A 6,721-nucleotide genomic window follows, 5' to 3' on the forward strand; every position below is an offset into this window, starting at 1 on the left:
CGCGTTCGGTGGCCTCGCTCGCGCAGACCCCACCGCCCGGCGCGCCACCGCCGCCGATCACCGAGATCGCGGCCGTGCGGCGCCTGCTCGACGATGCGGCACAGCGGCGCGAGGCGGCCGAAGCCACCTTGCTGGTGAGCGAGCAGCGCTTTCGCCGCCTCTTCTACGAAGCGCCGCTGCCGCAGGCGCTGGTCACGCGGGACGGCGTGCTGGCCGGGTTGAATGCCCGATTCGTGCAGGTCTTCGGCTACGGCCTCGACGACATCCCCACGCTGGACGACTGGTGGCAGCGCGCCTACCCCGACCCGCGCTATCGCGCCGAGGTGATCGGCAGCTGGCAGGCGGCGCTCGCGCAAGCCGAGACCGCCACCGTGAAGGTCGCGCCGATCGAGCGCCGCGTCAGCTGCCGGGACGGCACGGTGCGCACGATGGTGGTGTCCGGCATCGGCATCGGCGACGATTTCCTGTCGACCTTCTTCGACGTCACCGAGCGCAAGCAGGCCGAAGCGGCGCTGCGCGAGAGCGTCGGCTTGTACCAGCGCACGCTCGACAGCATGCTGGAAGGCTGCCAGCTGATCGACTTCGGCTGGCGCTACCTCTACCTCAATCCGGCGGCGGCGCGCCAGCACCACGGGCAGACCCAGTCACTGGTCGGCCGCACGCTGACGCAGGTGTATCCGGACATCGAGGCGACCCCGGTGTTCGCGATGCTGCAACGCTGCATGCGCGAGCGCATCGCGCAGCACAGCGAGATCGAGTTCGTGTTCGCCGACGGGACTCCCGCGTGGTTCGACCTGAACGTCCAGCCGGCGCCGGAAGGCGTCGCGGTCTTCAGTGTCGACATCACCGAGCGCAAGCGGGTCGAGGAGGTGCGCCAGCGGCTCGCGGCCATCGTCGAGGCGTCCGACGACGCGATCGTCAGCAGCACGGTCGACGGCCTCATCACGAGCTGGAACCGGGGCGCGGAACGCACCTTCGGCTTTGCCCCGGACGAGGTGATCGGCCGGCCGGTGCACGAGGTGCTGCGCTCGCCGCACGGCCTGGAAGAGGCCCGCGCCGAGGAGCGCCGGCTCTTCGACACGCAGCGCGGCGGCGCTGCGGGCGGTGCCCAGGAGGTGGTGCGGCTGCACCGGCAGGGGCAGCCGGTCACGCTGTCGGTCGTCACGGGCGTGATCCGGGATGCGCAGGGCGAGGCGGTGGCGCTGTCGGCGATCCTGCGCGACATCACGCTGTCGAAGCGCCGCGATGCCGAGTTGCAGCGGCTGCTCGCCGAGCAGGCGCAGCGCGACGTGCTGATGCGCGAGCTGACGGCCCGGCTGCGCACGCTGCGCGAGGAGGAATGCACGCGCATCTCGCGCCAGGTGCACGACGAGCTGGGGCAGCTGCTGACGGGGCTCAAGATGGACGTGCGCTGGATGACGCGGCGGCTGGCCGCCGGTGCGGCACCGGCCGACCTGGCGCCCAAGCTCGCGGAGGCGGAGGCGCTGATCGACCAGACGGTGGCGACGGTGCAGCGCATCGCGGTCGAGCTGCGGCCCAGCGCGCTCGACACGCTGGGCCTGCCGGCGGCCATCCGCGACGAGGCGCGCCGTTTCGAGGCGCGGACCGGGATTGCCGCCGCGCTGCGGGCCGACCTCTCCTCGCTGCCCGACGCGGCGGTGGCGACGGCGCTGTTCCGCATCCTGCAGGAGCTGCTGACGAACATCGCCCGCCACGCGCAGGCGTCGGCGCTGAGCATCACGCTGGCTGACGACGGGGACGCCTGGATCCTGCAGGTGCGCGACGACGGGGTGGGCATCCCGGTCGAGACCGCGCGCCGCGCGACCTCGCTCGGCCTGCTGGGCATGACGGAGCGTGCAGAGGCGCTCGGCGGCGCATTCCGCATCGAGCGCTGTCCGCAGGGCGGCACCCTCGCGACGGTGCGGGTGCCGCATTCATTCATCGAACCGGGGGCCGGGCATGCAGCACATCCTGATAGCCGATGACCATGCCGTGACGCGCCACGGGTTGCGCGAGCTGCTCTGCGACGCCTTCGACGGTGCCGACGTGACCGAAGTGGGGGACGGCGACGCGGTGCTCGCCGCCCTCGCGCTGCATGCCTGGGACCTGCTGCTGCTCGACGTGCTGATGCCGGGCCCGGGCATCCTCGAGCTGCTGCGCCGGATCCGTGCGCACAGCGCCGACGTGCCGGTGCTCGTGCTGACGGCCAGCGACGAGACGGGCTACATCGTCGAAACGATGAAGGCCGGCGCGAACGGGCTGATCCACAAGCACCGGGCCGTCGACGACCTGCTGCTGGCGGTGCGGCGCATCGCCGACGGCGGCACCTACCTGCATGCCGACACGGCGGTGGCCATCGCCAGGCTGCTGCAGGAGCGCCCGCCGACCCGGCTCCACCACGACCTGTCCGAGCGCGAACTCGACATCTTCCGGCGCATCGCCCTCGGGCGTGCGATCAAGGAGATCGGCTTCGACCTCGGCCTGAGCGAGAAGACGGTGGCCACCTACCTGGCGCGCATCCGCGAGAAGACCGGGCTCATCAGCCACGTCGAGATCGCCCGCTACGCGCTGAAGAACGGCCTGGTGGATTGACGGCCGCGCGGTGGTGACGGCCGCGCAGTGACGAGCGTGTAGGCAATTTGCCGACGCCCGTTGCCGCAAATGCGCACACGGCGCGGCCCGGGCCGATGGCACGATCCCGCCATGCAGCGCGAGCCTCGACGCCCCACCTTCCTCGTGGCCGACGACGTGCAGGCCATCGCCCACCTGGTCTGCGAGCTGCTGCGCGAGAGCGGTGCCGAGGTGGTGGCCTGCGCGACCGACGGCGTCCAGGCGCTGCGGCTGTTCCACGCGACCTTGCCCGACGCCGTGGTGCTCGACCTGCAGATGCCCGGACTCAACGGCCTGCAGCTGCTGCGCGCCATTCGCGAGAGCGAACACGGCCGCGGCTGCCTGGTGATCGTGCTCACCTCCCACGGCGAGGAATCGATACGCGAGCAGGTGCTCGCCGACGGTGCCGACCACTGCCTGCACAAGTCGACCGAGTTCGAGCGCCTGCTGCAGATCGTGCCGGAGTTCGCGCGCTCGCATGCCGCAACCCGTCAGGCGTAGTCAATCTGCCGACAGCTGCACCGGAAATCTGCCGACTGGCGCGGCCCGGCGGCCGCGTGCACAGTCGCTGCCTGAAATGTTCCATCCCGGAGAGATGAAGGAAGCTCCATGTACGGTCTTGTCAACCAGGCGGTCGAGGATTTCGTCAGGCGCGGCTTCGGCGATGCGGCCTGGCAGCGCATCCGCGAGGGCGCCGGCGTCAGCCACGAGATGTTCGTCTCGATGGACGGCTACCCGGACGAGGTGACGTACAAGCTCGTCGGCGCCGCGTCGGAGGTGCTGAAGCTGGACGCGGCGCAGATCCTCGAATCGTTCGGCGAGCACTGGGTGCTGTACACCGCGCAGGAGGGCTATGGCGAGATGCTCTCGATGTTCGGCGCGAGCCTCGAGGAATTCCTGGGCAACCTCGACAACATGCACAGCCACGTCGGCCTGACCTTCCCGGACCTGCGGCCGCCTTCGTTCCAGCTGGAGCGCGTGGACGGCGGGCGCGGGCTGCTGCTGCACTACCGCAGCGAGCGCATGGGCCTGGCACCGATGGTGATCGGCCTGCTGAAGGGCCTGGGGCGGCGTTTCGACGAGAACGTCGTCGTGCGCCAGACCGCCCACCGCGGCCTCGACGACCACGACGTATTCCGCATCGACCGCATCGGCCCGGTTGCCGCGGGCGCATCGCCGCAGCAGTGATGGGCGCTGCGGCCATCACGCTGTCCCCGCACGAGTTCGCGGCGGCATTTCCGTTCCACATCGCGCTCGACGACCAGCTTCGCGTGCTGCAGACCGGTGCCGTGCTGCGCCGCCTGTGCCCGCAGCTGACCGAGGGGGCGGCGTTCGGCGAGCACTTCGAGGTCCATCGCCCGGTGCTGCAGAGCCTGAGCTTCGACGCCGTGCTGCCGCTGCGGCAGTCGCTGTTCGTGCTGCGCCACCGGCAGGGGCCGCTGCAATTGCGCGGCGAGATCGTCGTCCAGGGGCGCGTGCTGTTCTTCCTCGGCTCGCCGTGGGTCACGCAGATGACCGACATCGCGCGGATCGGCCTGTCGCTCAGCGACTTCGCGGTGCACGATCCGGCGGCCGACCTGCTGCTGCTGCTGCAGACGAAGAACAAGGCGCTGGCCGATGCGCAGGAGCTGTCGCGGCGGCTGAAGGCGCAGAAGGACGACCTGAAGCTCGCGATGCTGGCGACCGAGGTGGCCGAGCAGGCCAACCGGACCAAGAGCGAGTTCCTGGCGATGATGAGCCACGAGATCAGGACGCCGCTGAACGGCGTGCTGGGCATGCTCGATCACCTGCTGGCCGGCGAGCTGTCGGCGCCCCAGCACGGCTGCGCCGCCATGGCCGCGAAGAGCGGGAAATCGCTGCTGGGCATCCTCGACGACATCCTCGACTTCTCGAAGGTCGAGGCCGGCAAGCTCGAGCTCGAGAGCATCGACTTCAAGCTGCGGCGCACGGTCGGCGATGCCGTCGAGCTGCTGGCCTTCCAGGCCGGCGAGAAATCGCTCGAGGTGGACATCGACATCGCGCCCGGCGTGCCCGACGACCTGCTGGGCGATCCGGCCCGCATCCGGCAGGTGCTGGTCAACTACCTCGGCAATGCCATCAAGTTCTCGGGCGCGGGGCGGATCACGGTGCGCGCCCGGCTGATCGGCGAAACCGGCACGCAGGCGACGATCCGGTTCGAGGTCGAGGACCGCGGCATCGGCATCGACCCTGCCAAGCAGGCCGGCCTGTTCGAGCCGTTCACGCAGGTCGACGCCTCCACCACGCGCAAGTACCGGGGCACCGGCCTGGGCCTGGCGATCAGCAAGAAGCTGACCGCGCTGATGGGCGGCGAGGTCGGCGTGCGCAGCGAGGTCGGCCGCGGCAGCACCTTCTGGTTCAGCGTGTGCCTGCCGAAGGGCGAGCAGCCCGCGCAGGCGCAGGCGCAGCCGGAGAGCGCGCCGGTCGGTTTCCACGGGCGCGTGCTCGTCTGCGAGGACGAGCCCGTCAACCAGCTGGTCGCGCAGTTGCACCTCACCGCGCTCGGCTGCACCGTCGACGTGGTCGACAACGGCGCCGCGGCCGTCGAGGCGGCCGCGCGCACCCCCTATGACCTGGTGATGCTGGACATGTGCCTGCCGGACATGGACGGGCTCGACATCTGCCGCGCCATCCGCGCCCAGGCCGGCGGCCGCACGCGCGTGCCGATCGTCATCTGGACCGCCAGCATGCTGGGGGCCGACCACGCGCGTGCCGCCGAGGCCGGTGCCGACGCGATGCTCGGCAAGCCCTTCGAGCCGCTCGCCCTCAGGCAGACGCTGTTCAGGTTCCTGGCCGTGCGCGATGCGCATCAGGCTCCCGCCACCGCAACCGAGGACTTTTGACGATGACGATGCCCCTGCCCACCGAGGCCCGCGCGTTGTACGACCAGACCGCGGCCAACTGGTCCCGACGCCAGCCCAGCTCCCTCTCCGACTACACCGCCCGGCCGCAGGTGATGGCGCTGTGCGAGCCGCTGGCCGGCAAGGACGTGCTCGACCTCGGCTGCGGCGAGGGCTATTGCAGCCGCATGCTGAGCGGGTACGGCGCCCGCGTGCTGGGGCTCGATGTCTCGGAACGCATGATCGCGCTGGCGCGCGAGGCCGAGCGCGCCGAGCCGCTGGGCATCCGCTACGACACCGCCGACGCGGTCGCGGTGGCGCTGGACGAGGCCAGCTTCGACCTGGTGGTCGCGGTGTTCCTCTTCAACTACCTCGACGTGGCGCAGATGCAGCGCACGATGGCCAACGTGCACCGCATGCTGCGCCCGGGCGGCCACTTCGTGTTCGCGGTGCCGCACCCGGCGTTCGCGTTCATGCGCCGCGATCCGGCGCCGCCGTTCCATTTCGACATCGGCAGCGCCGGCTACTTCGGCGGCCGCAACAGCCGGTTCGGCGGGCGCATCTGGAAACGCGACGGCACGGCGCTCGATGTGCAGCTGGTGCACAAGACGCTGGGGGACTACTTCGACGGCCTGCGGCTGGCGGGCTTCTCCGCGATGCCGGGCGTGACCGAGCTGACGGTCACGCGCGAGATGGTCGCGCTGGACGAGGCCTTCTTCGGCCCGCTGTTCGATCTTCCGCTGCACCTGGCCGTCAAGGTCGCCCGTTCCTGAGTTGTTTTTCTTCCGAGGACAACCCCATGAAATCACTGCAATCCGAACTCGTCACGCTCTGCGCCGATGCCCCGGCGCGCTTCCGGCAGGTGGCACAGGGGCACCCGTTGTGGCGTCATGCGTTCGTCGAGCGCTGCCGCACCGGAGCGCTGACGCTGGCCCAGGTGCGGGTGCTGGGCGCGCAGATGTACAAGTTCTGCCACCAGTTCCCGCGCTTCCTCGCGCTCGCGCTGGCCGCCTGCCCGCAGGAGGACGCGCGCATCGTGATCGCCGAGAACCTGTGGGAGGAACTGGGCGAGGGCGATCCGCAATGCGCGCATGCCGCGCTGTTCCGGCAGTTCACGCGGGCGCTCGGGCTCGACGATGCCCAGCTGGCGGCGGTGCCGGCGCAGCCCGAGACCGCGGCGCTGGTCGACACCTACGTCGGCCTGAGCGAGCGCTACGGCGTGCTCGGCATCCTGGGCGCGCTGTGCTATGCCT

7 protein-coding genes are annotated in these 6,721 nt (G+C 70.7%); all 7 read left to right on the forward strand.

Features of this window, described 5'->3' with window-relative positions:
- Positions 1-1,985 (forward strand): sensor histidine kinase (locus AC1D1T_RS28555; protein WP_477992955.1); only part of this gene is annotated, 1,985 nt, incomplete at its 5' end.
- A complete protein-coding gene (locus AC1D1T_RS28560) occupies positions 1,960-2,592 on the forward strand; it encodes a response regulator (RefSeq protein ID WP_047511637.1) in 633 nt (210 codons plus the stop codon). The genes AC1D1T_RS28555 and AC1D1T_RS28560, both read left to right, overlap by 26 nt.
- A gap of 111 nt (positions 2,593-2,703) precedes the next feature.
- Positions 2,704-3,111, forward strand: a complete 408-nt coding sequence (locus AC1D1T_RS28565) for a response regulator (RefSeq protein ID WP_197067037.1) — start codon at positions 2,704-2,706, stop codon at positions 3,109-3,111.
- A 108-nt stretch (positions 3,112-3,219) separates the two neighbouring features.
- Complete coding sequence (locus tag AC1D1T_RS28570; protein ID WP_477827521.1) at positions 3,220-3,798, forward strand: heme NO-binding domain-containing protein; 579 nt, start codon at positions 3,220-3,222, stop codon at positions 3,796-3,798.
- A complete protein-coding gene (locus tag AC1D1T_RS28575; protein ID WP_477827522.1) occupies positions 3,798-5,471 on the forward strand; it encodes an ATP-binding protein in 1,674 nt (557 codons plus the stop codon). The genes AC1D1T_RS28570 and AC1D1T_RS28575 overlap by 1 nt, the downstream gene beginning before the upstream one ends.
- A gap of 2 nt (positions 5,472-5,473) precedes the next feature.
- On the forward strand, positions 5,474-6,241 hold the full coding sequence (locus tag AC1D1T_RS28580) for a class I SAM-dependent methyltransferase (protein ID WP_477841959.1): 768 nt from the start codon (positions 5,474-5,476) through the stop codon (positions 6,239-6,241).
- A 26-nt stretch (positions 6,242-6,267) separates the two neighbouring features.
- The coding region (locus tag AC1D1T_RS28585) for an iron-containing redox enzyme family protein (RefSeq protein WP_477992956.1) at positions 6,268-6,721 on the forward strand (454 nt) is incomplete at its 3' end.

This window comes from Rhizobacter sp. P2_H3, assembly GCF_056403355.1.